This is a genomic window from Gellertiella sp. DMC107 (assembly GCF_056313605.1).
Window position 1 is genome coordinate 811,147 of the sequence record NZ_JBQUZZ010000001.1, and the last position, 22,484, is coordinate 833,630.

The 22,484-nt window shown below is 62.6% G+C and carries 17 protein-coding genes; 4 read left to right on the forward strand and 13 right to left on the reverse strand.

The window, feature by feature from the left end:
- The first annotated feature begins 6 nt into the window (after positions 1-6).
- Together ACT54B_RS03815 and ACT54B_RS03820 are read left to right on the forward strand one after the other, a co-directional pair.
- Positions 7-3,306, forward strand: coding sequence for an efflux RND transporter permease subunit (locus tag ACT54B_RS03815; protein WP_476042948.1), 3,300 nt, complete (start codon positions 7-9; stop codon positions 3,304-3,306).
- A 289-nt stretch (positions 3,307-3,595) separates the two neighbouring features.
- Positions 3,596-4,285, forward strand: coding sequence for a Crp/Fnr family transcriptional regulator (locus tag ACT54B_RS03820; RefSeq protein WP_476042950.1), 690 nt, complete (start codon positions 3,596-3,598; stop codon positions 4,283-4,285).
- A gap of 110 nt (positions 4,286-4,395) precedes the next feature.
- Here the strand turns inward: ACT54B_RS03820 and ACT54B_RS03825 are convergent, their stop codons facing one another.
- The 13 genes from ACT54B_RS03825 to ACT54B_RS03885 all read right to left on the reverse strand — a co-directional run bounded on the left by ACT54B_RS03825 (position 4,396) and on the right by ACT54B_RS03885 (position 19,954).
- Positions 4,396-5,235: a GGDEF domain-containing protein gene (locus ACT54B_RS03825; RefSeq protein ID WP_476042951.1), complete on the reverse strand. Its 840-nt coding sequence runs from the start codon at positions 5,233-5,235 to the stop codon at positions 4,396-4,398.
- Between the two features lie 306 nt (positions 5,236-5,541).
- Positions 5,542-5,955, reverse strand: coding sequence for a lysozyme inhibitor LprI family protein (locus ACT54B_RS03830; protein ID WP_476042953.1), 414 nt, complete (start codon positions 5,953-5,955; stop codon positions 5,542-5,544).
- Between the two features lie 233 nt (positions 5,956-6,188).
- A complete protein-coding gene (locus tag ACT54B_RS03835; protein ID WP_476042955.1) occupies positions 6,189-7,307 on the reverse strand; it encodes a branched-chain amino acid ABC transporter substrate-binding protein in 1,119 nt (372 codons plus the stop codon).
- Positions 7,308-7,425: 118 nt separating this feature from the next.
- Positions 7,426-7,779, reverse strand: coding sequence for a DUF6867 family protein (locus ACT54B_RS03840; protein WP_476042957.1), 354 nt, complete (start codon positions 7,777-7,779; stop codon positions 7,426-7,428).
- A gap of 24 nt (positions 7,780-7,803) precedes the next feature.
- Positions 7,804-8,532, reverse strand: coding sequence for an ABC transporter ATP-binding protein (locus ACT54B_RS03845; protein ID WP_476042959.1), 729 nt, complete (start codon positions 8,530-8,532; stop codon positions 7,804-7,806).
- A complete protein-coding gene (locus ACT54B_RS03850) occupies positions 8,529-9,410 on the reverse strand; it encodes an ABC transporter ATP-binding protein (RefSeq protein WP_476042961.1) in 882 nt (293 codons plus the stop codon). Before ACT54B_RS03850 ends, ACT54B_RS03845 begins: the two co-directional genes overlap by 4 nt.
- Positions 9,410-10,690, reverse strand: a complete 1,281-nt coding sequence (gene livM / locus ACT54B_RS03855) for a high-affinity branched-chain amino acid ABC transporter permease LivM (protein WP_476043504.1) — start codon at positions 10,688-10,690, stop codon at positions 9,410-9,412. Before livM ends, ACT54B_RS03850 begins: the two co-directional genes overlap by 1 nt.
- 100 nt (positions 10,691-10,790) lie before the next feature.
- On the reverse strand, positions 10,791-11,699 hold the full coding sequence (locus tag ACT54B_RS03860) for a branched-chain amino acid ABC transporter permease (protein WP_476042963.1): 909 nt from the start codon (positions 11,697-11,699) through the stop codon (positions 10,791-10,793).
- Between the two features lie 464 nt (positions 11,700-12,163).
- A complete protein-coding gene (locus ACT54B_RS03865) occupies positions 12,164-14,590 on the reverse strand; it encodes a GcvT family protein (RefSeq protein ID WP_476042964.1) in 2,427 nt (808 codons plus the stop codon).
- Positions 14,591-14,859: 269 nt separating this feature from the next.
- A complete protein-coding gene (locus tag ACT54B_RS03870; RefSeq protein ID WP_476042965.1) occupies positions 14,860-15,408 on the reverse strand; it encodes a sarcosine oxidase subunit gamma in 549 nt (182 codons plus the stop codon).
- A complete protein-coding gene (locus ACT54B_RS03875; RefSeq protein WP_476042966.1) occupies positions 15,405-18,404 on the reverse strand; it encodes a sarcosine oxidase subunit alpha family protein in 3,000 nt (999 codons plus the stop codon). Before ACT54B_RS03875 ends, ACT54B_RS03870 begins: the two co-directional genes overlap by 4 nt.
- A complete protein-coding gene (locus ACT54B_RS03880) occupies positions 18,401-18,688 on the reverse strand; it encodes a sarcosine oxidase subunit delta (RefSeq protein WP_476042967.1) in 288 nt (95 codons plus the stop codon). Before ACT54B_RS03880 ends, ACT54B_RS03875 begins: the two co-directional genes overlap by 4 nt.
- 12 nt (positions 18,689-18,700) lie before the next feature.
- A complete protein-coding gene (locus ACT54B_RS03885; protein ID WP_476042968.1) occupies positions 18,701-19,954 on the reverse strand; it encodes a sarcosine oxidase subunit beta family protein in 1,254 nt (417 codons plus the stop codon).
- 327 nt (positions 19,955-20,281) lie between these two features.
- Here ACT54B_RS03885 and cysQ point away from each other — a divergent pair, with 327 nt between their 5' ends.
- Positions 20,282-21,097, forward strand: a complete 816-nt coding sequence (gene cysQ, locus ACT54B_RS03890) for a 3'(2'),5'-bisphosphate nucleotidase CysQ (protein ID WP_476042970.1) — start codon at positions 20,282-20,284, stop codon at positions 21,095-21,097.
- A gap of 98 nt (positions 21,098-21,195) precedes the next feature.
- Complete coding sequence (locus tag ACT54B_RS03895; RefSeq protein WP_476042972.1) at positions 21,196-22,233, forward strand: DUF2793 domain-containing protein; 1,038 nt, start codon at positions 21,196-21,198, stop codon at positions 22,231-22,233.
- Positions 22,234-22,484: the final 251 nt, after the last annotated feature.

A 22,484-nucleotide genomic window follows, 5' to 3' on the forward strand; every position in this document is an offset into this window, starting at 1 on the left:
GGCAAGATGAACTTTTCCGCATGGTCCATCCGAAATCCGATCGCGCCGCTTCTGGTGTTCTTCCTGCTGATGTATGTGGGGATCAACTCCTTCAACAAGCTGCCGATCACCCGCTTCCCGAACATCGACGTGCCGCTGGTTGCCATCAGCGTCTCGCAGAGCGGAGCCTCGCCTGCCGAGCTGGAAATGCAGGTCACCAAGGAGATCGAAGATGCCGTCGCCGGCATCAACGGCGTCGATGAAATCAATTCCACGGTCACCGACGGCAATTCCCAGACCGTCGTGATGTTCCGTCTGGAAGTGCCGACCAATCAGGCTCTCCAGGACGTCAAGGACGCCATCGACCGCATCCGCAGCGATCTGCCGGCCTCGGCCGAAGCCCCTGTCGTGACGAAGATCGACGTGGAAGGCCAGGCGATCCAGACCTTCGCCGTCTCGTCTCCCAACCTGTCGCTCGAAGAGCTGTCTTGGTTCGTGGACGATTCCGTCAAGCGCGCATTGCAGGGCCAGCCCGGCATCGGCCGCGTCGACCGTTACGGCGGCGCCGACCGGGAAATCCGCATCGAGCTGAACCCGGACAAGATGGCGTCGCTCGGCATCACCGCCTCGGACATCAACAACCAGTTGCGCGGCGTGAATGCCGATGCCGGTTCCGGCCGTGGCCAGATTGCCGGCTCGGAACAGGCGATCCGCACGCTGGGCGATGCCCGCGACGTGGCCCGCCTTGCCGATACCACCATTTCGCTCTCGGGCGGCCGCTTCGTGAAGCTGTCGGAACTCGGCACGATCAAGGACACCTATCAGGAGCTGAAGTCCTTCTCGCGGCTCAACGGCAATCCGGTCGTGACCTTCGCCGTCTTCCGGTCGAAGGGCGCATCGGAAGTGTCTGCGGCCGAGACCATCGAGAAGCAGCTCAACCAGGTGGAAGCGGAAAACCCGCAGATTGCCATCGAGAAGATCGATGACTCGGTCTACTTCACCTATGGCAACTATGAATCCGCCATGCACACGCTGCTGGAAGGCGCGATCCTCGCCGTCATCGTGGTCTGGCTGTTCCTCCGGAACTGGCGCGCCACGCTGATCTCGGCGGTGGCCCTGCCGCTGTCCGCGATCCCGACCTTCTGGATCATGGACCTGATGGGCTTCTCGCTGAACCTCGTCAGCTTCCTGGCGCTCACACTGGCGACCGGTATTCTCGTCGACGACGCCATCGTGGAGATCGAGAACATCGCCCGCCACATCAAGATGGGCAAGACGCCGTACAAGGCAGCCATCGACGCGGCGGACGAAATCGGTCTGGCGGTTATCGCCACCACGTTCACGATCATCGCCGTCTTCGTGCCGGTTTCCTTCATGCCGGGCATAGCGGGCCAGTACTTCATCCAGTTCGGCCTGACGGTGGCGTTCTCGGTCTTCTTCTCGCTGATGGTCGCCCGTCTCATCACGCCGCTGATGGCCGCCTATCTGATGCGGGCGGAAGACGCGGTGGACGACCACCACGACAATGACAGCCCGCTCCTGAAGAAATATACCACGCTGGTGCGCGTCACCACGCGCTGGCGCTATACCACGCTGCTGGCCGCCATCGGCTTCCTCATCGGCTCGCTCTATTTCCTGGCCCAGGTGCCCGGCAGCTTCATGCCGCCGGAAGATGCCTCGCGCATCACGCTTTCGGTCGAGCTGCCGCCGAACGCATCGCTTGCCGATACGGAAAAGGCGACCGACGAAATCTACAAGCGCCTGAAGGACATCGACGGCGTCGATACGGTCTTCGTGCTCGGCGGCGCCTCGCCGAAGGGCGATCTGGAACTGCGCCGCGCCAGCGTGACGCTGAACCTCGACAAGCTCGATCATTCGCTGGTGAAGAAGCTCGTCAACGACGTGGCCGGCAATCTGCCGATCATCGGCGCCTATCTGCCGAAGGTCACCTCTCACGGGCGCGAGCGTCCGCAGTGGGATATCGAAACGGAAGTCTTCGCCAAGCTGCGGGATCTGCCCGATATCCGCGTGCTGAAGCTGAACGACCGTGGCGAACGCGACCTGTCCTTCAACTTCCTCTCGAAGAACGAGCAGGATCTGGAAAAGGCCGTCGGCATTCTGGAAGCCAAGCTGCGCGCCATCCCCACGCTTGCCAATGTGAGCGCGGAAGGCTCGCTGCCCCGTCCCGAACTGCAGATCCGGCCCCGCAAGGACGAAGCGGCCCGCCTCGGCATCACGCCGTCGCAGATCGCCCAGACCGTGCGCGTCGCCACCATCGGCGATGTGGATGCGGCCTTGCCGAAGATTGCGCTGGATGGCCGCCTGATCCCCATCCGGGCCCAGGCCTCGCTGGACATGCGCAAGGATCTCGCCGCCATCCGGGCGCTGAAGATCCAGACCGCGACCGGCGCGATCGTGCCGCTCGCAAGCGTCGCCGATATCGACTATTCGGAAGGCGTGTCTTCGATCAAGCGCAACAACCGCAACCGCGTGGTCTCCATCGGCGCCAACCTGCCGGCCGGCGTGGCCCTTAACACGGCCACCGACGACTTCAAGAAGGGCGTCGAGGCTGCCGGCATTCCGAAATCTGTCCGTCTGGCGGAAAGCGGCGATGCCAAGGTCCAGAACGAGATGATGCAGAGCTTCGGCAATGCCATGCTTCTCGGCCTGCTGCTGGTGCTGATGGTGCTGATCCTCCTGTTCAAGGATGTGATCCAGCCCTTCACGATCCTGTTCTCGCTTCCGCTCGCCATCGGCGGCGTGGCGGCGGGGCTGATTCTGACCAACAACGCGCTCTCCATGCCCGTCTTGATCGGCATTCTCATGCTGATGGGCATCGTGACGAAGAACGCCATCCTTCTGGTGGACTTCGCCATCGAGATGATCCATCGCGGCATGGACCACAAGCAGGCTATGATCGAGGCGGGCCGCAAGCGCGCCCGGCCGATCATCATGACATCCATCGCTATGTCGGCGGGCATGCTGCCCTCGGCGCTCGGCGTCGGCGAAGGCGGCTCGTTCCGGGCGCCCATGGCGATCGCCGTGATCGGTGGCATCATCGTCTCGACGGTGCTGTCGCTGGTGGTGGTCCCGTCCTTCTTCCTGATCATGGACGACCTGTCCCGCCTGCTCGGCCGCCTCTTCGGCCGCTTCGTGGGCAAGAAGGAGAAGGAAGACCTGCCGATGACGGACGAGGAACTGACCCGCATCGCCAACGAGAATCAGGACAAGCTGGAAACGCTCGAAAAGCGCCTCCAGGACCTGGAGCAAGGCGGCAAGGCCCCCAAGAACAACGTGGTGCGCCTTCCCCCGCTCGCCGCCGAGTAGGCCCGGCCCCCGGCAAATGACAAAGGCCAGGCAATTGCCTGGCCTTTTTCTTTGGCGCCCGTCCTCGGGACATGACGAAACGCAAATATTCTCGCCCATGTCATTCCCTGATTGATCGAAATCAAACCGTCCGCTGCGGAATATCCTATCTTCCCTGTCATATCAGCCCGTGAGGCAGCCCGGACCGGTTGGCGGACAAAGGGATGTCAAGGGGCACGGGAGCGCCCTGGAAGCAAGGGGCTCATCAGGCGAAAAGGGACGCGGCCCGCGGGCCGCCGGTTGCGGAGTGATGACGGTGAACAAGCTTCTGAGACTGAACAGCCGTGAAAAATCCATTCTGGTGAAAACGCCCTTCATGGCGTCGCTGGGGACGATGGCGCTGCAAAGGATGGTGGACCTGGCGACCGCCATCAATTTCGAAAGCCGCGACATCCTCTTCCGCGAAGGCGAGGCGGCCGAGAGCTTCTACTGTGTCCTCTCCGGTTATGTCCGCCTTTACCGCCTGAACAAGGACGGTCGCGAAGCGGATATTCGCATCTGCGGCCCGGGGGATACATTCGCCGAATGCCTGCTCTATCTCGGCCCCAATTACCGTTACAATGCGCAGGCTGCGGAAAATGTCACCCTCGCCCGTTTCGAGATCGCCCGTGTGCGCGCCGCCGCGGAGCAGGATACGGATATTTCCCGCGCCATCATGCAATCGCTGGCCAGCCACCTGCTCTCCACGATGGATTGCGTGGCGAATGATCGTCTGCAGACCGCTCCGCAGCGCGTCGCCCACTTCCTGCTGACGAGCTGCCCGAAGGAAAGCACCTCCGCCTCCATCCGCCTGCCCTTCCAGAAGAGCCTGCTGGCCGGCAAGCTCGGCCTTGCGCCGGAAGCGCTGTCCCGCGCCTTCTCCGCCCTTCGCCGGGCCGGCGTCACCGTCCGTGGCCGCCTCATCCAGATCAACGACGTCAACGCCCTCAAGCAGATCTGACGGTCTCCCCTTCCCTTCGGTACGGAGAAAAGCCCGGTCCCACGAGGACCGGGCTTTTCCGCGCCGTAGAGCGGGATCGGTCGCCTTGACCGGGGTCGGTTAACCGGGCCCTAGGCGGTGCGCTGTATTGTGGCTTGATCGATGCTGAAATCGATCCGGTCCGCAGCCACGATATCGAGGATGAGGTTCAGCCCTTCCCGATCATGCACGACCCGGTTTCGACCGCCGGCCTTTGCGAGATAAAGGGCCTTGTCGGCGGCCGCATAGCTGGCTTCTGTCGAGCGGGTATCGTCCACTTCCGCAATGCCTGCGGAAATCGTGACGCCGAACACCTGCTCGTCGGCCAGAAACGCCTCGGCCTCGATCCGCGCCCGCAGCGCCTCCACCAGCGCGATGCGCCGTTCGACCGAACCCTGCCGCAGCAGGACGCCGAATTCCTCGCCGCCGAGCCGTCCGGCGGCACTGTTGGTTTCAGAAGCGATGATGGCCGCCACGCGCCGGATTACGTCGTCCCCGACGCTGTGGCCATAGGTATCGTTGATCGCCTTGAAGCGATCGACGTCGATGATGACAAGCGAGGTTCCCGCCGGGGCATGGGTGAGGGCCTCCCCGAAGGCACGCCGGTTCAGCAGGCCCGACAGGGCATCGGTACGGCTCAGCTGCTCGAACCGCGCATTGGAGCGCGCCAGGCGCAGGATGAGCCGGCCGGTCCGATACGACACCCACAGGGCAATCGATGTCGTGACGGTCACGATCAGGACGCCCAGGGCCAGCAACTGCCCCGCATCGGCACCGATAAGACCGATACCCCGGGAAGCAAAAAGCACGCAGGCGGCGGCGGCTATTCCAAGGAGCAAGGCGCGGAGGGTCATCCTCAGCACGAAGCTCTTGAGGGACTGCCGGATGCGAAAGTCATCGGCACCGTCCCCTTTCACATTCCATCTCTTCATAAGAACGATCTTTCCGGGCTTTGGAAGACAGTTCCGAGATAGACCCGAAGCCTTCCCGTTCCTTTAATCGAATCTCTAAAATTGCCACCATCGGCGGCTTGGCCCTAAAAAAATCGCAAGTCCCACAGGTTGAAACACAATCAATTTCGAGTTGTGTCAATTATGAACAGCGGCGCCGGGTCGGCCGGCGCAACCGCAACCCTGTACCGCCGGGTCCAGGTCCCCGCCAGGGTAGCGATCACCCCGGATCCGCACCGGAACAGGGGGATAGGTTCGCTGATTCGAAGCGCGCCCTTGGGCAGGGGCCTACTGGCTGAAATCCTGTTCCAGCTGCTTCAGCTCCTTGGTGCGCTTCCTGGTTTCGGTCTCCAGGCAACCGGCCACCAGGGTGGGCTCGATCGATCCGCCGCCGCTGATTGCCCGCTGGATGTTGCAGGTGGCATCGCGAAAGGGAATCCAGGCCTTCTGGGCAGCGGTCAACATCTCCACGGCAGACGCGCCCGAGCCGTCCATCTGCTTGTCGAACGCCGTCGCCGCGGCCTTCGTCTTCTTGTACTGCGCATTCAGCGCCTTGTCGGCCACGGCCGCACTGTCGGCCGCACAGGAATTCATATCCGCCTGGGTAACGGGATTGTCGCAATCCGGCGCCGCATCCTGCGCAACCGCGCTCGAACCGATCAGCCAGGTGGCGGACAGAAACAGAAGGGCATGAAGGCGCATGGGATCTCCCTGTCTTGTGGCAGCAGGCATCGAGGGCCTGCCGATGGCTATAGTGACACGGGAAAGCGCCCGAGGAAAAGTGTGGGATAAGACCAATATCGGTCGCCAGGCCCCGCCGGGGGCAAAGGACGTGCGGGGGCAAAGGGCGTCCGAGGGCAAGGGCGTCCCGGAACGGAAAAACCCGGCCAGAGGCCGGGTTTCCCTTGTTTCCGAAAACCGGAAGGTCGAGGACCTTACTTGTTTTCGAGGTAGGTGTACTTGCCGTCGGCACCCTTCTGCCAGGTGTACATGACGTAGTCGGCGCGGGTGATGTCACCCTTCTCGTTGTAGCCGAGGTCACCGATAACGGTCTTGAACGGGCCCTTGCCGCGGATGGCGTCAGCCACCTTCTGCGGGTCGTTTTCGCCAGCGGCCTTTGCGCCTTCAGCGATAACCTGCAGAGCTGCGTAGGAGTACAGCGTGTAGGCTTCCGGCTCGAAGCCGGCGTCACGGAACTTCTTCACGGCGTCGGCAGCGTTCGGGTTGTTACGCGGATCCGGCGGGAAGGTCATCAGGGTGCCGTTGACTGCGTCGCCTGCGATCGAAGCCAGTTCGTTCGAGGTGATGCCGTCGCCGGACATCAGGGTAGCCTTCATGCCCTGGTCAGCCATCTGGCGGATGATCAGGCCGGCTTCGGTGTGCAGACCGCCGAAGTAGACGAGGTTGACGCCAGCGTCCTTCATCTTGGCGATGAGGGCGGAGTAGTCCTTTTCACCGGGGGTGATGCCTTCGTAGACAACTTCGGTGATGCCGGCAGCGTTCATTGCCTTCTTGGTTTCATCGGCAAGGCCCTGACCATAGGGGGTCTTGTCGTGAACGACGGCAACCTTGCCATCCTTGAAGTGCTCGGCGATGTAAGCGCCGGCAACTGCGCCCTGCTGGTCGTCACGGCCGCAGGTACGGAACGTGTTCCAGAGACCGCGCTCGGTGAACTGCGGGTTGGTTGCAGCCGGGGTGATTTCGAGAATGCCGTTTTCGGCATAGACTTCAGAAGCGGGGATGGAAACGCCCGAGTTGAAGTGGCCGACCACGAACTTCACGCCATCGGCAGCGAACTTGTTGGCAACCGAAACGCCCTGCTTGGCGTCGGAAACGTCGTCGCCGAGAACGATCTTGACCATTTCGCCGTTGATGCCGCCAGCCGCGTTGATGTCGGCTGCAGCCTGCTCAGCGCCTTTCTGGAGCTGTGCACCGAAAGCAGCGTTCGGGCCGGTCAGCGGACCAGCGACGCCTACGAGCAGGTCAGCCCAGGCGGTGCCGCTGAATGCGACCATAGCCGTGAGCGCAACTGCCGACAGAAGAGACTTCTTCATCCTGTTACTCCCAATTATTGGATGGGTCTTTTGGAGTGATCCCGCTGCAATACCCATCTCCATTGCAGCGGTATTAGAGTTCCCTCTGGGATTATCTGAGACAGTTTTCAGGCGACTGTCAATCTTTCTTCTTCCAGGAAAAAGCAGAAGTCCGCTCATAGAGCCAATAGTAGTTATTGACCATCTGATTGGTGCGCTTCATCCGGAAACCGATCGAAGCGAATACCAAAAGCGGAACCACATCAAGGATGTAGTAGAACGGGCTGAGGAACGGCCCCTGGAACAGCGCATAATGCAGGAAACGCATCATCACGCCGAGCAGGAGCGAATAGACGATCACGATCGGATAGTCCGACCAGCCCTCGGCCGCAGCGCGGCCTGCCCGCCAGGCGGTCCAGAAGCCGATGAGCATCACGATGAACCGGATGACGTCGCGGCTCGAGCCGTCGCTTTCGAAGAAAAGTCCTTCCATGTCTTAATCTCCCCTCACCCGCCTTTAGTGGCGGCCGCCTTCCAGATAGGCCGCCCGGACTTCCGGATTGGCCAGGAGTTCCTTGCCGGAGCCCTGCATGGTCACGTTGCCGTTGACCATCACATAGGCCCGGTCCGAGAGGCGCAGGGCCGCAAAGGCGTTCTGCTCCACCAGGAACACGGTCAGGCCTTCGGTCTTGTTCAGCTCCTTGATCGCCTCGAAGATCTGCTTGGAGATCAGCGGAGCAAGGCCGAGAGACGGCTCGTCCAGCAGCAGCAGCTTCGGACGCGCCATCAGCGCGCGGCCGATGGAGAGCATCTGCTGCTCGCCGCCCGAAAGCGTGCCGCCGCGCTGCGACTGGCGTTCTTCCAGGCGCGGGAAGAGCTTGAAGATGCGCTTCACGTCTTCGTTGAAATACTTCAGATTGTCGAGGCTCGCGCCCATCTGGAGATTTTCGAACACGCTCATGCGCGGGAAGATGCGGCGCCCTTCCGGCGACTGGGCGATGCGCAGCCGTGCGATCTCGTGCGTCGGCAGGCGCGTGATGTCCTTGCCGTCGAAGATCACCTGACCGTTGCGGGCCTGCGGGCTGCCGCAGATCGTCATCATCAGTGTCGACTTGCCGGCGCCGTTGGCCCCGATCAGGCAGGCGATCTCGCCCTGGTTGACCTCCACGTCGACGCCATTCAGCGCCCGGATGTTCCCGTAGAAGGTCTCGACACCCCGAACCTTGAGAAGCGGTTCACCACTCATGCGTTTTCGCCTCCCTCAAGGGATTCCACCACTGCGATTACCTCTTCGACCTCTTCGTCCTCGACGCCGAGATAGGCGGCAATGACCTTCGGATCGTTCTTCACGTGGTCCGGCGTGCCGTCGGAAATCTTCCGGCCATATTCCAGAACCACCACGTGATCGGAGATTTCCATCACGACAGACATGTCATGTTCGATCAGCATGATCGACGTGCCGCTGTCGGCGCGGATGGAGCGCAGCAGTTTGTTGAGGGTTGCCGATTCCGACGGGTTGAGACCGGCGGCCGGCTCGTCCAGGCAGAGGAATTCCGGCTCCGTGCACATGGCGCGGGCGATTTCGAGCCGCCGCTGGGCACCATAGGACAGGTCGCCGGCCGGATCGTCCGCACGGTCGATCAGATCGGCCATTTCCAGCCAGTATTCGGCCCGTTCGATGGCGCGCTTGGCCTCGGCCTTGTAGCCACCGATGCCGAGCAGGCCGAGCACGGTATAACCCGAGGCCTTCATCAGCTTGTTGTGCTGGGCCACCAGCAGGTTTTCCAGAACGGTCATGCCCGAGAACAGGCGGATGTTCTGGAAGGTGCGGGCCACCTTGGCGGTCTTGGTGATCTCGTGGTCAGGCAGCCGTTCCAGGAGATATTCCTTGCCGCTCTTCTGGCGCAGCGAGATCATGCCCATCGTCGGCTTGTAGAAGCCGGTGATGCAGTTGAAGACCGTGGTCTTGCCTGCCCCGTTCGGGCCGATCAGTGCGGTGATTTCGCCGCGCTTGGCTTCGAAGGAGAAGTCGTTGATGGCCATCAGTCCGCCGAACTTCATCGACAGATGTTCCACCTTCAGAATGATGTCGTCGTTCGTCATCGTCGTGTCCCCGGGCGCCATCAACCGTGGCCCTCCTTGGTAAAGCTGCTGGATACGGCCTTTCTTTCCTTCAGGAAGGCGGTCGGTTCACGGGAGCCGACAAAGCCGCGGGGCTTGAACAGCATCACGAGGACCATGGCCGCGCCGAAGAGCAGCATACGATAGAGTTCCGGGGTGAAATCGTCGCCGAAGATATGCTTCAGGAATTCCATCTCGCGCAGCAGTTCCGTGCCGCCGATCATCACAACGGCCGCAATCGCGATGCCGCCGAGCGAACCCATGCCGCCGAGAACCACGATGGCGAGGATGATGGCCGATTCCATGAAGATGAAGCTGTCGGGCGAGACGAAGCCCTGACGGGCAGCGAAGAACGAACCCGCAAAGCCGCCGAACATGGCGCCGATGGCGAAAGCGGTCAGCTTGGTCGTCACGGTGTTGATGCCGAGCGCACGGCAGGCGATTTCGTCTTCACGCAGCGCTTCCCAGGCGCGGCCGATGGGCATGCGGCGAAGCCGGATGGTCACATAGGCCGTGAGCAGGCAGAGCGCCAGGATGAGATAGAACAGGAAGACCTTGTAATAGGCCGAAGACGGGGCAAGGCCCATCAGCGCGGCGAAACCTTCCTTGGAGGCATCGAACTTGATGCCGAACAGCGTTGCCTTCGGAATGGAGGAAATCCCGAAGGTGCCCTTGGTCACATCCGTCCAGTTGATCAAAACCAGGCGGATAATTTCCCCGAAGGCGAGCGTCACGATGGCGAGGTAGTCACCGCGCAGGCGCAGCACCGGGAAGCCGAGGATCATCCCCCAGAAGGCGGCGAGGATGCCGGAGATCGGCAGCAGCAGCCAGAAGGAAAGACCCAGATAGCTGGAGAGCAGCGCGTAGGAATAGGCGCCCACCGCATAGAAGGCCACATATCCGAGGTCGAGCAGGCCTGCGAGGCCCACCACGATGTTCAGGCCCCAGGCAAGCATCACGTAGATGAGGATCTGGATGCCGAAATTGTCCACGTATTTCAGCGAGCCCTGCGCACCTGCAAGGGTGATGGCGAGGATCGGATAGAGAATCAGGAAGATCAGGGCAAACTTGGCGAAATGCTTCGACAGGAAGCCCTTCTCCTCGACCTTCGGCTTGGCCTGTGCCCGGCGCGCGGCCAGCCAGGGCTGTGCGACGGTGACGATCAGGAAACGGCCGACGGCCGCGATCAGCACGAAGGAGGCAAGAGCCACCCAGCGGAACCGGTAGACCAGTTCGTTGTGGATGTTCTGCTCGGTCACGATGCCGATATAGAGAAGGAACATGCCCAGCGAGACGGCGCCCGCAAACAGGCCTTCCTTGATGCCCTTCTGGAAGAGGTTGTCGTCCGGACGGGCGGAAGAGACGGTGTTTTCTGCCATCGGATCAGACCTTTTCGACTTCCGGACGGCCAAGCAGACCGGACGGCTTGAAAATCAGCACGAAGGCGAGGATCGCGAAGGTCGCGACGTCCTTGTATGCAATGGTGAAATAGGCAGACCAGAGGCTCTCGATCAGGCCGATCAGCAGCCCGCCGAGCACGGCGCCCGGAAGCGAGCCGATGCCGCCGAGAACGGCCGCGGTAAAGGCCTTCACGCCCGGCACGAAGCCGTCATTGTAGGAGGCGACCCCGTAATAGATCAGATACATCGAACCGGCCACAGCGGCGAGCGCGGCACCCATGATGAAGGTGATCGAGATCGTGCGGTCCACGTCGATGCCGAGCAGGGCGGCCATCTTGCGATCCTGTTCGGTCGCGCGCTGGGCACGGCCGAGCGGCGTGTGGTTGACGATGTACCAGAACACGGCGAGCAGCACCGCAGTCACGATCATGATCACGATCTGCTTCAGCGAGAGCGAGATGCCGGCAATGTTGTAGACATCGTTCACCAGACCGGGGATCGGCTTGTTGCGCGGCCCCTGGGCGACCTGGATGAAGTTGGACAGGAAGATGGACATGCCGATCGCGGTGATCAGCGGCGCCAGGCGGAACGACCCGCGCAGCGGCCGGTAGGCCACCCGCTCGATGGTCCAGTTCCAGAGACTGGTGACCAGCATCGCCACGACAAGCATGGCGAGAAGCAGCACGAGAACCGCTACACCTGCCAGGCCGATGATCGGCGAGAGAACCAGAAAGACGATGAGCGCTGCGAAGGCGCCGAGCATGAAAATGTCGCCGTGGGCGAAGTTCACCATGCCGATAATGCCATAGACCATCGTGTAACCGATAGCCACGAGGCCATAGATCGACCCGAGAGTCAGCCCGTTAACGAGCTGCTGGACGAAATACTCCATTAGCTTTCCCCCGGATGCGCGCCAATGGGGGCCGCATCTCTTGTTTCCCCTTACGAGGCTTGCGTATCAGGGGATTTCATAACGCTTTCGCCATAAATGTGAAGCATGAAAGCCGGAATTGGGACAATTTCCGGGCTTTATCGCGCAACAGAAGATTTTCAAACGATTTTTTAGTGCAATACACTAACTTTAGCGGATTTTTTAGCAGAACACTCTGGGGATAACTTTTTTCGCATGCTCGCATGGAAGCAACCCGGAAGCGATTTTTGAACGCCTGGACGGGGGTTTTCCCCTCAACAGGCGTCGCTGGCGCAGCTGTTTGCTGAAACCAGCCGCAGATTATCAAATGCAACGCCGCTCGACAATTGTAACGGGGCTGCCAACAGGTGGCAGCCCCGGCTGTATTTTACACGTGGTTTTGCCGCGCTTTCCCGTTTAAAGCGTGGGCTTGGCCTCGCCGAGGCTCAGCCGCGCATGCGCTCGCCATTGCCGTCGAAAAGGGCTGCCGACTGCAGCCGGGCCGGCAACATTTCGCCGAGCAGCTCGATTTCGAAGCCTTCCATTTCCCCGGCAATCTCCTTCGGCACGTAGCCGAGCGCCACGGACTTGCCGGACGCATGGGCATAGCCGCCCGACGTCACCCAGCCGCGCACCTCGCCCTTGAAGAAGATGGGCTCGTCACCGATGACATCGGCGTCGCGGGCGTCGATGATCAGCGTCACCAGGCGCAGCGTGCCGCCGGAGGCCTTCTCGTCCGCCGCCGCCTGCTTGCCGATGAAATCGGCGTTCTTCTTGAGCGCCACGAAGGGGCCGAGGCCGGCTTCGAACGGCCCGTAGAGCGGGCGATATTCGCGCGACCAGGAGCCGTAGGACTTTTCGAGACGGAGCGAATTCAGCGCCCGGAGGCCGAAGAGCTTGATGCCGAATTCCGCCCCTTCCGCCATCAGCAGGTCGTAGACATAGCGCTGATATTCCGGCTTCATCCAGATTTCATAGCCGAGATCGCCCGTATAGGAGACGCGCCCGACGATCGCCTTGGCCATGCCGAGATCCATCCGGCGGATCGACATGAAGGGGAAGGCCTCGTTCGACATGTCGAGATGGGTGAGCTTGCTGATGAGCTTGCGGGAATTCGGACCCGCAATGGCGAGACCCGTCAGGCGCAGGTTCAGAGCTTCGAGCTTGACCGAGCCGTCCTTCGGCAGGTGGCTCTCGAACCAGCGCATGTGATAGTCCTCGGCAATGCCGGAACCGATGACGAGGAAATCGCCCTCGCCGAGCTTCGCCAGCGTGAAATCGCCGATCAGCTTGCCGTCGTCCTTCAGCATGGGCGCCAGCGTCATGCGGCCGGTGGCGGGAATGCGCGGCGTCAGCATTTTGTCCAGCCAGGCTTCTGCACCCGGGCCGGTGACGGAATATTTCGCAAAGCCGGAGGTTTCCATCAGGCCGACGCTGTCGCGCACGGCCTTCGATTCCGCCGCCACGGCGTCGAAGTCGTTGGAACGCCGCCAGGAGAAGGCATCCGTCACGCCTTCCGGCGCAAACCACAGCGGCGCTTCGAGGCCATAGGACGCGCCGAAGATCGCGCCCGCATCCTTGAGCTTGTCATAGATCGGCGTGGTCAGCAGCGGACGCGCGCCCGGCAGCTCCTCGTTCGGATAGCGGATCGAGAAGCGGCGGGAATAGTTTTCGCGCACCTTGGCGTTGGTATAGGCGAGCGTGGCGTAGTCGCCGTAGCGGGACACGTCCATCGCGAAGACGTCGAAACCCGGATCGCCGTGGATCATCCAGTTGGCGAGCGCAAGGCCCACGCCGCCGCCCTGGCTGAAGCCGGCCATGACCGCGCAGGCCGACCAGTAATTGCGCAGGCCCCGCACCGGACCCACCAGCGGATTGCCGTCCGGCGAGAAGGTGAACGGGCCGTTGATGATCTTCTTGATGCCGGCATTGTTGAAGGCCGGGAAGTGGCGGAAGCCGACCTCCAGTTCCGGCGTGATGCGCTCGATGTCTTCGGCCAGCAGCTCGTGGCCGAAATTCCACGGCGTGTTGATCGGCGACCACGGACGGCAGGCCTTTTCATAGGTGCCCATCAGCATGCCGCCGCGCTCCTGGCGCAGATAGATTTCGCCGTCGAAATCCACGCAATGCATCAGTTCCTTGCCGGTCTTCTGGTTGAACTCGGCGACTTCGGGCATGTCCTCGGTGATCAGATACATGTGCTCCATGGCGAGCACGGGAAGCTCCAGACCGACCATGCGGCCCACTTCGCGAGCCCAGAGACCGGCGGCGTTCACCACATGCTCGGCAATGATTTCGCCCTTGTCGGTGATGACGCGCCAGGTGCCGTCCTCGCGCTGGACGAGTTCTTCCACCTTGGTGTGGAGATAGATTTCGCCGCCGTTCATCTTGGCGGATTTCGCATAGGCATGGGTCGTGCCATAGGGATCGAGATGGCCTTCGACCGGATCATAGAGCGCACCGACGAACTGGTCCGGATCGAGAAGCGGCATCATCTCATGCGCTTCCTTCGGCGTCAGCAACTGCGCTTCGAGACCGTTATAGCGGCCCTTGGCTAGGATGGACTTCAGCCAGTCGAAGCGCTCGTGGGTGGCGGCCAGCATCAGGCCGGAGGTCAGATGCAGGCCGATATCCTGGCCCGACTGCGCCTCGATTTCCTTGTAGAGCTCGACCGTATATTTCTGCAGCTTGGCGACGTTCGGATCGCCGTTGATCGTGTGCATGCCGCCGGCCGCGTGCCAGGTGGAGCCGGAGGTCAGTTCGGAACGCTCCAGAAGCACCACATCGGTCCAGCCGAACTTGGTCAGGTGATAGAGAACCGAGCAACCGACGACACCACCTCCGATGACGACGACCCGCGCATGACTTTTCATGTTGACGCTCCGCAATGGTCCGGCCCGCGCCGGATGAGACAGACAATAGGAAACCGTTCGCAGCCCGGCCTCCGCCGCCGCTGCGCTGGCATGTTCATTTCGCGTTGTGGAAGGAAGCGCCGGACTGCGCGCGCGGACCGCCGCTTCGTTCCCCCCGTTTTTTCTTGGCCGTCGCGGAAGGGACGATTTCACCCCGTTTCGCGACATGCTTTAGATAAGCGCACTATAGCCAATTACGACATCGAGATTGTTCTCGATGCGCCATAAGCTCAGGTCGCAAATCCGGCAGTCAGCTGGAATTCGAGACCCATTTCCATGAGTTCCTGAAAGGCGAAAAGCGCGAAGGAACGCATCAGCACGATCTCGAATTCATCCGCGCCGATGCGGCCGATATTGGCACTGACATGGGCGAAGATGGTGTTGCCGGACTGACCGATGGCGAAGACATCAGGATGAAGATCGAGCGGCACGATCTTCGCCAGGATCGCCCGGCTGCGCGGGCCGGAAAGCCTGAGCACCGCCCGTCCGCTGGACTGGTCGGTCACAAGCGCCAGCGCCCCGGCCTTCTCGGCGATCTCGCGGCGGAGCGCCTGATCCGGCCTTTCGAGAACGACCAGCCATTCGCCGGGGCCGATGGGCTTCAGCGCGGTTGCGGCCACGCCGGAAAGCAGGGCTGCTACAGCCTCGTCCTCGCCCGGCAGCGCCGCCACCGAAAGCACCATCGGATCGGGCAGCACCGTGACATGGTTTTCCGAACGGCCGGGATTGGCGGAAATGGCGCCATCCAGCGGATGGCGATGCGTGAAGGGTCCGTTCATCGGGAAACCTCCTCTCTGGGCGCGGGCGGGACTGTCCCCTCCCCCTTGAGCCTCTCGTTCTCCGGGTCGACAAAGACCGGCGGGCAGACCACGGCCGCAAATTCGTCGCCGCGGATGCGGTCGAAGACGATGATGGTCTCGCCCATCCGCTCGCGGCCGGATTTCAGCAGCGCTAGGGCGATCGGATGGCCGAGCACCGGCGAGAAGCAGTTCGACGTGACCAGACCCTGGTCGTTCGCCATGGAGGGCTCCGCCCCCTCGCGCAGCAGATGCGCGCCGGCACGGATCTCGTTCTTCGGATCGACGGGCTTCAGCCCGACGAGCTGCATCCGGTCCGCCGCCGTCAGGCCATAGCGGGTGGCCATCTGCTTGCCGACGAAATCGGGCTTCTGCATGGACATCATCTTGCCATAACCGGCATCGTCGGCCGTCACGGTGCCGTTCAGCTCCGCATGGGTGACGAAGCCCTTTTCGATGCGCAGGATATTGAGCGCTTCGAGACCATAGGGCGTGATGCCGTGTTCGGCCCCGCATTCCATGAGGTAGTCGGCCACCGCCTCGCCATGGGCGGCGGGCACCGACAGTTCGTAGGCCAGCTCGCCCGAAAACGAGATGCGGAAGAGCCGGGCCGGCAGCCCGCCCTTCAGCGTCACGTCACGGGCCGAGAGATATGGGAAGCCCTCGTCCGAGAGATCCGCATCCACCACCTTCGAAAGGATCGCCCGCGCCTTCGGACCGGCAACGGCCATCTGCGCCCACTGGTCGGAGACCGAGACGAAGCGCACCTTCAGGTCGGGCCACTGGGCCTGATGATAGAATTCCATGTGGGAGAGCACCTCGCCCGCCATGGCCGTGGTTGTCGTGATGAAGAAGTGGTTCTCCGCAAGACGGCTCACCGTGCCATCTTCATGCACCATCGCATCCTCGCGCAGCATCAGGCCATAGCGGGCCTTGCCGACGGGCAGCTTCAGCATGGGATTGCAGTAGAGCCGGTTGAGGAATTCCGCCGCATCCGGGCCGAAGACCTCGATCTTGCCGAGCGTCGAGACATCGCAGAGACCGGCGGCCTTGCGCACCGCCATCACCTCGCGATGGGCGGCCTCGCGCCAGGTCTTTTCCTCCCCCTTCGGGAAATAGGAGGAGCGATACCAGAGCCCGGCTTCCACGAAGACCGCGCCGTTCTTCTCCGCCCAGCCATGCAGCGGCGAGCGCCGCACCGGACGGCCATGCTCGTCGCGGGACGTACCGGCAATCGTGCCGAGCGAAACGGGCGTATAGAAGGGCCGGAAGGTGGTGGTGCCGACGAGCGCCGGATCGACGCCCCGCATGGAGGCGACGATGCCCGTGGCATTCACATTGGCGATCTTGCCCTGATCCGTCGCCATGCCCGAGGTGGTATAGCGCTTGGTCAGCTCGATGCTCGTGTAGTTCTCGCGCTGGGCGAGTGCCAGATCCTTCACATGCACGTCGTTCTGGTAATCGACAAAGGCCTTGGAGCGGGCGCCGCCCACATACCAGACGGGCTGGTGGCCGGCGAAATCCTGTTCCTCGACGGCAGGCGCAGCGGCGATGGCAGCCGTTCTGCCAAACGCGGCGAGCACGGCCCCGGCCTTGGCCACCCCATCGGCAACCGCCTCGGCAAGCGTTTCCAGACCCGCTGCCGCCCCCGCAAGCGTCAGCCGCGGATCGCTGGCCGGTGCCAGGAAAGCCTGCTTTTCCGCCGACCAGACGGGTTTTGCGCCGCGCTGGCAGGCGAGATGGATGACCGGCGACCAGCCGCCCGACATGGCGAGCGCGTCGCAGCCGATGGTATCCTCATAGCCGGACCGTTCCGTGATGATGCCGCCAAGCCGCTTGCCGCCCTTGGTATCGACCACCGCGCCCTTGTAATGCACCGTCACACCCTGTGGTGCCCGGTCGGTGGAGGCGTCCCGCGTGTCGATGATCGCAGCCACCTCGATACCGGCGGCCTTGAGGTCATGCGCGGTGCGGTAGCCCGTCCCGCCGCTGGTGAACACCGCAACGCGGCTGCCCGGCGTCACGCCGAAGCGGTTCACATAGGTGGAAACGGCGCTCGCGGTCAGGATGCCCGGCTTGTCGTTGCCGCCGAAGACGAGCGGCCGCTCGATCGCGCCGGTGGCGAGGATCGCGTGCTTCGCCACGATGCGCCACATGCGTTCGACCGGCCGGTCGTGGCTTGGCTCCGCCACATGCTTCTGCACCTTCTCCGCCGCCCCGAAGACCATGTCGTCGAACCAGCCGAAAACTGTCGTGCGCGGCATCAGCGTGACATTCGGCAGGGCCGCGAGTTCCGCGACCGCATGCGCCGCGAAATCGGATGCCTTCTGACCACCGACGGAAGCCCGCGAGGCATTGAGCGAGCCGCCGAGCAAGAAATCCTCGTCCGCGACGATGACCCGCAGTCCAGCCCGGCCCGCCGTCAACGCGGCGGAAAGACCGGCCGCGCCACCGCCGACCACCAGCAGGTCGCAATGGGCCCAGGCCTTCTCGTAGCGGTCCGGATCGGCTTCCATGGTCAGCTTGCCGAGGCCCGCCGCCATGCGGATGAAGGGCTCGTAGACCTTCTCCCAGAAGGCTTTCGGCCACATGAAGGTCTTGTAGTAGAAACCCGCGCCGAGGAAGGGCGACAACAGGCTGTTGAAAGAGCCGATGTCGTAATCCAGCGACGGCCAGCGGTTCTGGCTCTTCGCGACGAGACCGTCGTAAAGCTCGGCAACGGTCGCCCGCGTGTTTGGCTCGGAGCGCGCGCCGGTGCCGATGGTGACGAGCGCGTTGGGCTCGGACGAGCCTGCCGTCAGCACGCCGCGCGGGCGGTGATACTTGAAGGAGCGGCCGACCAGCAGCCGGTCTTCGGCAATGAGGGCGGAGGCGAGCGTATCGCCGGCAAAGCCCTGGTGGGTCTTGCCGTCGAAGGTGAAGCTCACCGGCTTCGAGCGGTCGACGAGACCGCCGGTGGAAAGGCGCGACGCCGTCATTCCGCGGCCTCCTTCACGTCTCCGGCCTTGTAGGCCGCCGCATCGGTGACGCCATAGACCTCGTGGGTCAGCGTATCGCGCTCCACCACCAGCCAGCGGCGGCAACCGAGCACGTGATGCCAGTATTCCCTCTGGCGACCCTTGGGATTGTCGCGCACATAGACATAACGGTACCAGGTTTCGAATCCTTCGGCGGCATCGGGGCGGTTGCGCACCTCGCCGCGAATGGAGAATTCCTCTTTCGGCCGGGAGCCGCAATGGGGACAGGTGATCAGGCTTGCCATCTGTTTCGGGCCTCAATGAAGATTGGGCTGCGGGCCCTTGCCCGCCTCGTCGATTGCATATCCGCGCTCGAACCGGTCGAGACGCATGAAACGGCTGACCTCGTGGCTCACCCCCTTCGCGATCAGATGCGCGAAGCAGAAGCCCGAGGCAGGCGTGGCCTTGAAACCGCCATAGCACCAGCCGCAATTGAGATAGAGGTTCTCGATCCCCGTGCGGTCGATGATCGGCGAGCCGTCCATGGACATGTCCATCACCCCGCCCCAGGAACGCAGCACCCGGGAGCGCGAGAGCCCGGGGATCAGCGACACGCCCTCCTCGATGGTTTCCTCCACCGTCGCGAGATTGCCGCGCTGGGCATAGGACCCGAAGAAATCGAGGCTGGCCCCGAAGACGAGACCGCCCTTGTCGGACTGGGAAATGTAGAAATGCCCGCCGCCATAGGTGAGCACGTGGTGGATCGCCGGCTTCAGCCCTTCGGACACGAAGGCCTGCAGGACATGGCTTTCGAGCGGCAGCTCCAGCCCGGCCATCTGGCCGACGGTGGACGTGTTGCCGGCCGCGGCCAGCGCCAGACGGTTGCAGCCGATAAAGCCTCTGGAAGTCTCGACGCCGGTCACCCGGCCCGACGCATCGCGGCGAATGCCGGTTACTTCGCAATTCTGGATGATGTCCACGCCGCGCATGTCGGCCCCGCGGGCATAGCCCCAGGCCACCGCATCGTGCCGCACCGTGCCGGCGCGCTTCTGGTAGAGCGCACCCATGACGGGGAAGCGGGCATGGTCGTAATTCAGGTAAGGCACCAGCGCCTTGACCTCATCCCGCGACAGAAGCGTCGCATCCACGCCATGGATCATCATGGAATTGCCGCGCCGGGCATAGTGGTCACGCCCGGAATCGTCGTGGAACAGGTTGATGATGCCGCGCTGGGAGACCATGGCATTGAAGTTGAAGTCCTGCTCGAGGCCCTCCCACAGCTTCAGGGAGAGCTCGTAAAAGGGCTCATTGCCCTCGAGGACGTAATTGGACCGGATGATCGTCGTATTACGGCCGACATTGCCCGAGCCGATATAGGATTTCTCCAGCACCGCCACATTGGTGATGCCGAATTCCTTGGCAAGATAATAGGCGGTGGAAAGACCATGGCCGCCACCGCCGACGATGATCACGTCGTAGTGGGGTTTCGGCTCCGGCTCGCGCCAGGCAGGCTGCCAGTCGCGATTGCCGGAAAATGCGTTCCTGAGGATCGACAGGGCTGAATAGCGCATGACTTGAAATCCGGGCAAAATGAAACGGGCCGCACATTCGCACAGCCGTGGAAAACGGCAAGCCCCTCCGCGCACCACCCCCGGGATGGCTGCGGAACGCCCTGCCGCTGATACATATGCGCAACTATGTCAGGTTCCGTCATCAGCGAAATGCGACAAAAAGTGCCGCTCCGCTCCGCTGGCGACGCGCCCTGGCCGAAGCCCTTCGAAAGCACGGATTGCGAGCCGCCCGCGCCCCCGTTAGACTTGCGGAAAATCACGAGGACAAAGGGTTTCCATGCCTGATCTGCTCGAATGCGGCGGACGATTGCCGCCGGGACAATCCTGATGCGGAGCCTGTTCGAGCTGGCTGCCGTGGAAGCAGGGGCCGCCATTCTCCACGTGGCCGCCGCCGGCCATGGCGTGACGATCAAGCCCGACCTTTCCCCCGTGACCGATGCGGACATGCAGGCCGAGGCGGTGATTCTGCGCCACCTGGCCGCAGCCTTTGCCGATGTGCCGGTGGTCGCGGAAGAGGAAATCGCCGCAGGGCGGATACCGCATGTGCATGCCCGCCGCTTCTTTCTGGTGGATGCGCTGGACGGCACCAAGGAATTCATCAGCGGCAAGGCCGATTACACCGTCAACATCGCCCTGATCGAAAACGGCATTCCGGTGGCCGGCGTCGTCTATGCCCCCGCCTATCGCAAGCTCTATCTTGCCGAAGGAGGAAAGGCCGAGGCGGTCGTCGTGGGAACGGACGGACAGGCCCTCGAGCGGCAGACGATCCGCACGCGCCCACCGGAAACGCCGCTGGTCGCCATTGCCAGCCGCTCCCATAACAGCCCGCGCACCGGCGAATATCTGAGCGGCCTCGGGACGGATTGTTTCCAGTCGATCGGCAGCTCGCTGAAATTCTGCCTGCTCGCGGAGGGCGGAGCGGATGTCTATCCCCGCTTCACCCGCACCATGCAGTGGGATACGGCAGCCGGCGACGCGGTGCTTCGCGCCGCCGGCGGCGTGACGCTGGAACTCGACGGACGCCCGCTTCTCTATGGCGAAAGGCCGGACGGTCCGGATGAGGGCTATGCCAATCCCTATTTCGTCGCCTGGGGGCGCCTGCCCCCGCAATACCAGCGGGACCCCGGCCAAAACGGGGGATAATCGAACGGGAAAGGGCAGGGTTTTCAAGGGCAGCCCGCCTTTTTCATCCCCTGCCCCCGAAAGGCACCCATAATCCGGACCGAACCCGGAGGTGCCCGATGAGCGACAATTCCCCCAATCTGCAACTGCCCTACCTGATGCCCGATCAGGCGCAGAAACACGTGACCCACAACGAGGCCTTGCAGCGTCTAGATGCGCTGGCGCAATTGGTGCTGGCCGGTGCGCTCGCCGCGCCGCCCGCCAACCCCGAAGAGGGCGCATGCTATGCCGTCACCGCCCCGGCCAGCGGTCTCTGGCAGGGCCATGCCGGCGATATTGCCTGCCTGCAGGATAGCGACTGGATCTTCATGACACCCGCGACCGGCTGGCTCGCCTGGGCGGCGGATACCGGCAGGGCGGTGTATTTCACCGGCACCGGCTGGCAGCCGCTGCCGCTTCCCTCCCCCTTCGTGCAGGACATGATCGGTGCGGGGGCAACGCCCGACACCGTCAACCGCCTCGCCGTCAGCGCCGCCGCTTCGCTCTTCAACCATCGCGGCGCCGGTCACCAGATGAAGATCAACCGGGCCGATGACGCCGCAACCGGCTCCCTGCTTTTCCAGACCGGCTTTTCGGGGCGCGCCGAGTTCGGGCTGCTCGGAAATGCTAACATTGGCTTAAAGGTGTCTCCGGACGGGACAAGCTGGAAAAACGCCATTCAGGTGAACCCGAAAGGCGTGGTCAGCCTGCCTGCAAAGCCCGTCTGCCGCGCCCATATGAACATCCAGAACATGTCGATCGCCAGCGGCGCTTTCTCGGGATTTCAAGCCTTTAGCATCAATCAGGGTGAGTTCGTGCTGAGGGGTGACGTGCCGTCCCAGGTGGGGCTGAAGCTCATCGTCCCGGTCACCGGCCTTTACCGCGTCACCGTCAACATGCTGGCCAACACCTCCACAGGCCATGCCGTCGTGCTGCTACAAAATGACGGAATCACGGTACTCACCGCCAAGGGCAATGCCAGTTTCATTTCCATTCCGCAGTCCTTCAGCACGATCGCCAGCCTGAATGCCGGCGATACGCTGCATTTCCAGCATACCGGCGCCGCCCAGCTTGCTTTTGGGCCGAACAGAACCGAACTGATGCTGGACTTTCTTTGAGGGACCGGCGAAATCCGGGCATGCCCCTGCATTTTTGCATGGCTATCGCGCGAGTATAATCGACATCATGGACTGTATTGCGATGAAATTTCTCAAACTTCTCCCCTGTTCCGGCCCCGTCCCCTCTTCCAGATGAAATTTTTTCTCAACAAAAACAACAAAAGGGAAAGAGAGAGGAAGAAAAAATCGGTGCGCACAAAAGTTTATTATTGAAAACAGTTATAATTATTATTCAGTTGGGCGAAACGGGG

What these genes read in the sequence shown, in the direction of transcription:
- ACT54B_RS03815 (WP_476042948.1), top strand. Translation starts at nt 7, where the DNA reads ATGAACTTTTCCGCATGGTCCATCCGAAATCCGATCGCGCCGCTTCTG.
- ACT54B_RS03820 (WP_476042950.1), top strand. Translation starts at nt 3,596, where the DNA reads ATGACGGTGAACAAGCTTCTGAGACTGAACAGCCGTGAAAAATCCATT.
- ACT54B_RS03825 (WP_476042951.1), bottom strand. Translation starts at nt 5,235, where the DNA reads ATGAAGAGATGGAATGTGAAAGGGGACGGTGCCGATGACTTTCGCATC.
- ACT54B_RS03830 (WP_476042953.1), bottom strand. Translation starts at nt 5,955, where the DNA reads ATGCGCCTTCATGCCCTTCTGTTTCTGTCCGCCACCTGGCTGATCGGT.
- ACT54B_RS03835 (WP_476042955.1), bottom strand. Translation starts at nt 7,307, where the DNA reads ATGAAGAAGTCTCTTCTGTCGGCAGTTGCGCTCACGGCTATGGTCGCA.
- ACT54B_RS03840 (WP_476042957.1), bottom strand. Translation starts at nt 7,779, where the DNA reads ATGGAAGGACTTTTCTTCGAAAGCGACGGCTCGAGCCGCGACGTCATC.
- ACT54B_RS03845 (WP_476042959.1), bottom strand. Translation starts at nt 8,532, where the DNA reads ATGAGTGGTGAACCGCTTCTCAAGGTTCGGGGTGTCGAGACCTTCTAC.
- ACT54B_RS03850 (WP_476042961.1), bottom strand. Translation starts at nt 9,410, where the DNA reads ATGGCGCCCGGGGACACGACGATGACGAACGACGACATCATTCTGAAG.
- livM (WP_476043504.1), bottom strand. Translation starts at nt 10,690, where the DNA reads ATGTTCCTTCTCTATATCGGCATCGTGACCGAGCAGAACATCCACAAC.
- ACT54B_RS03860 (WP_476042963.1), bottom strand. Translation starts at nt 11,699, where the DNA reads ATGGAGTATTTCGTCCAGCAGCTCGTTAACGGGCTGACTCTCGGGTCG.
- ACT54B_RS03865 (WP_476042964.1), bottom strand. Translation starts at nt 14,590, where the DNA reads ATGAAAAGTCATGCGCGGGTCGTCGTCATCGGAGGTGGTGTCGTCGGT.
- ACT54B_RS03870 (WP_476042965.1), bottom strand. Translation starts at nt 15,408, where the DNA reads ATGAACGGACCCTTCACGCATCGCCATCCGCTGGATGGCGCCATTTCC.
- ACT54B_RS03875 (WP_476042966.1), bottom strand. Translation starts at nt 18,404, where the DNA reads ATGACGGCGTCGCGCCTTTCCACCGGCGGTCTCGTCGACCGCTCGAAG.
- ACT54B_RS03880 (WP_476042967.1), bottom strand. Translation starts at nt 18,688, where the DNA reads ATGGCAAGCCTGATCACCTGTCCCCATTGCGGCTCCCGGCCGAAAGAG.
- ACT54B_RS03885 (WP_476042968.1), bottom strand. Translation starts at nt 19,954, where the DNA reads ATGCGCTATTCAGCCCTGTCGATCCTCAGGAACGCATTTTCCGGCAAT.
- cysQ (WP_476042970.1), top strand. Translation starts at nt 20,282, where the DNA reads ATGCGGAGCCTGTTCGAGCTGGCTGCCGTGGAAGCAGGGGCCGCCATT.
- ACT54B_RS03895 (WP_476042972.1), top strand. Translation starts at nt 21,196, where the DNA reads ATGAGCGACAATTCCCCCAATCTGCAACTGCCCTACCTGATGCCCGAT.